The organism is Neisseria shayeganii 871 (assembly GCF_000226875.1).
Classification (GTDB): domain Bacteria; phylum Pseudomonadota; class Gammaproteobacteria; order Burkholderiales; family Neisseriaceae; genus Eikenella; species Eikenella shayeganii.
Genome location: NZ_JH164926.1, coordinates 2,239,767 through 2,242,928, shown reverse-complemented (window position 1 = coordinate 2,242,928; position 3,162 = coordinate 2,239,767). Strand labels below are relative to the sequence as shown.

The 3,162-nt window shown below is 61.9% G+C and carries 2 protein-coding genes; both read right to left on the bottom strand.

The window, feature by feature from the left end:
• Positions 1-38 precede the first annotated feature (38 nt).
• Positions 39-1,511 (bottom strand): Na+/H+ antiporter NhaC family protein, encoded by a 1,473-nt coding sequence (locus HMPREF9371_RS10340; RefSeq protein WP_009120087.1) that lies wholly within the window; start codon positions 1,509-1,511, stop codon positions 39-41.
• Positions 1,512-1,531: 20 nt separating this feature from the next.
• Positions 1,532-2,656 (bottom strand): class II histone deacetylase, encoded by a 1,125-nt coding sequence (locus HMPREF9371_RS10335; protein WP_009120086.1) that lies wholly within the window; start codon positions 2,654-2,656, stop codon positions 1,532-1,534.
• Positions 2,657-3,162: the final 506 nt, after the last annotated feature.

Sequence of the window (3,162 nt, the reverse complement as noted above, 5' to 3'; positions counted from 1 at the left end):
GGCTTTTCAGGTAGCCTTTCCGGTTCTCCAACGCCTACTTAGCCCCACAGCCAGCCGCCCAGGGCAAACAGCACGGCGGCAATCAGGGCGGATACCCAGGCGTAGCGCCATTGGGTGAGGGCGTGCTCCATCGGCGTGATTTCGCAGCTGCGGGCCGACAACACGGTGGAGTCGCCGAAGAAGCAGGCTTGGCTGCCGAAGCCGCCGGCGGAAATCAGCGCGCCGAGGGTGAGCGGCAGATTGGCATCCAGCGCCACCGCCAGCGGCACGATGATGGGGAAGGCGATGGCGTAAATGCCCCAGAACGAGCCGGTGGTAAAGGTGAGCGCCGAGAGCAGCACAAAGGTGATCACCGGCAGCCATTGCGCATTGAGATAAGGCTTGACGTTTTCAATCAGCCACGGCGCCAGCCCCAGCTGTTCGTTCACGTCTTGCAGCACAAAGGCGGCGAAGATGATGGCCACCGGCGTCACCATGCTGAGCATGCCTTCCATAAAGTCGTTGAACAACTGCGGCAGGCCGGCCAGCTGCAAAAAGCGGTACAGCGCGGCGGTAAACAGCACCGCGGCCATGGCGCCGAGCAGGGTGTCGCCAAACCACCAGGTGCCCAACACCAGCACCACAATCGGCAGCAGGAAATACATGATGTGGCTGCGGCCGCCGTAGCTTTCTTCAACCGGCGCCTGCTCGGCCAGGCCCTGATCGCGGCGTTCGGCGGCCCGTGCCTCGGCCTGGCGCATGGCGGCGCCGGGCTTGAGGATGTTGAAGGCCACCAGCGGCACCACCAAAATCGCCACCCAGGCGTAGAGCACATAGGGGATCACCTGCATATAGTAGGCCATGCCGCCGCCGGCTTCGGCCACATGGTTGCTTTCCAGCAGGCCGGCCAGATAAATACCCCAGGTGGAAATCGGCACCAGCAGGCACACCGGTGCGGCGGTGGCGTCGGCCACATAGGAGAGCATGGCGCGCGACACGCCCAGGCGGTCGGTGAGCCGGCGCATGGTGGCGCCGACGGTGAGCGAGCTGAGGTAGTCGTCGATGAAAATCAGCAAACCCAGTAGCCAGGCGGCAATCAGGCTGTGGCTGCGGGTGCGCGCCACGCGGCCGATCAGGCGGCTGAAGGCTTCGGTGGCGCCCGATTTTTGCAGCCACATGATCAGGCCGCCCATCAGCACGCACAACAGCAGAATCCAGCCCATGACCGGCCCGGCCATTACCTTGAGGCTGCTGGCCATCAGGCTTTCAATCAGCACTTTGGGATTGGGGTTGATCAGCATCAGGCCGACCATGGCGCCGAAAAACAACGGCTCCAGCGTGCGCCGGCTCACCAGCGCAAAACCGAGCACGCAGGCAATCGGCAGCAGGCTGAACACGCCGTAGGCGGTTTTGCCGTCGGCCAGGGTGACGCTGTAGCCGTTGCCCAGCCACAGTGCCACGGCCACCAGCACCATGCTGATCAAGAGCACGCGGTTGTTGATTTCCGGATGGGATTTGGGAATAAACCACATGGCATGCCTCCTTTCCGTTTTCAGGTAGCCTCAGCGGCCAGCGGGCAGCCGGGCTGTTGCCGGAAAAAATCGCGTAAGGCGTCGATATGCGCCTGTTGGTGGGGCTGCAAATCCTGGCCGGCGGCGGCCAGATGCGCCGGCAGCGAAGGATCGCTGATGCCGGTGTCGCGCCCGCTCAGGGTTTCCACCACCGCCAGACCGAGGAAGGGCGTGGTGGCCGGGTTGTAGCCGCCCTCGTGGGTGAACACCAGCCGTCCGCCGCACAAACGATCGGCCGCATCCAGCACCATCTGCGTGAGGGCGCGGTAGCTGTCGGCATGCAGCAGCATGCGCCCCAGCGGGTCTTCGATGCTGGAATCGAAGCCGCAGGCTACCATAATCAAATCGGGGCGGAAGGCCTCCAGCGCCGGCAGCACAATCTGCTCAAACGCATACACATAAGCGCCGTGGCCGCAGCCGGGCATCAGCGGCAGATTCATGTTTTTGCCCAAGCCGGCGCCGGCGCCGACATCGGTGTGCGCGCCACGGTTTTGCGGGAACCAGTTGTCTTGGTGCAGCGAAACCGCCAACACGCGGCCTTCTTCCCAAAAACAGGATTCGGTGCCGTTGCCATGGTGCACGTCCCAGTCGATGATGGCCACGCGTTCGCAGCCGTTGTCCAGCGCCCAGGCGGCGGCCACCGCGGCATTGGAGAAAATGCAGAAACCGCCGCCGGCATCCGGCTCGGCATGGTGGCCGGGCGGACGGATCAGCGCATAGGCATTGTCGGCTTGGCCGGCCAGCACCGCTTTCACTGCGCTGATGGCGCCGCCGGCGGCTTTGCGGGCAATGTCAATCGAAGCGGCGCCGAAAGGCGATTCGGCGTCGGCCAGGCCGTTTTGGCCGCGCGCGGCCTCGGTTTTGGCCAGATAGTCGGCCGTGTGCACCCGCAGCAGGTCGGCATCTCCGGCATCCGCCGGCGCCACGCGCCGCAATTGGTCCAACAGGCCGGAGACCTCCAGCAGATTGCGGATGCGACGCTTGGGTTCGGGAGATTCGTAGTGTTGCAAAGGCTGTACGGTAAGGCCGGGGCGGTAGAGGCCGGCGTAGGTGGACGTGTCGTGCCACATATACAGCTCGTGCCAGACAAAGGCGGTTTCGCGCATGGCGTTTCTCCTGTGTGGTTTTGTTGTGGACGGGCGCTGATGTCAGCCGCTTTATTTTTAAAACAAAACCCGTGCCGGTAAGAGGATATATTCGGACAGATTTGCGGTTTTTGCAGACAAAACCGGCCATTCAGGCGTTCAGGTAGCCTGTTGCGGTGCAGCAATAAAGTCGCATCAATATTAATTTTATTGAAGTAAACAAGAAGGAGAAGCGGGAGAGTAGCCCCGCCAATAAGCGGGCGGCGGATAAGGAAGAACTGAGCAGGCTTGGCAATCGGCCAACAGGCTACCTGAAACCGCATATCCATACAGCCTGAACAACCCATCAGTACGGCATCCAAGCAGATCGGGTTCCTGAATCCGGCCCAGCCCTACACCTTGCTACCGGTGTTGTCGGATTCAAGAATTCGACTTACGAAACTGGTATCCGGCACAAGCGGCACTGGAAATATTGAATGGATGTCGGATATCGGCATCCGAATCTAGAGCTGTTTCGATTTAATTAA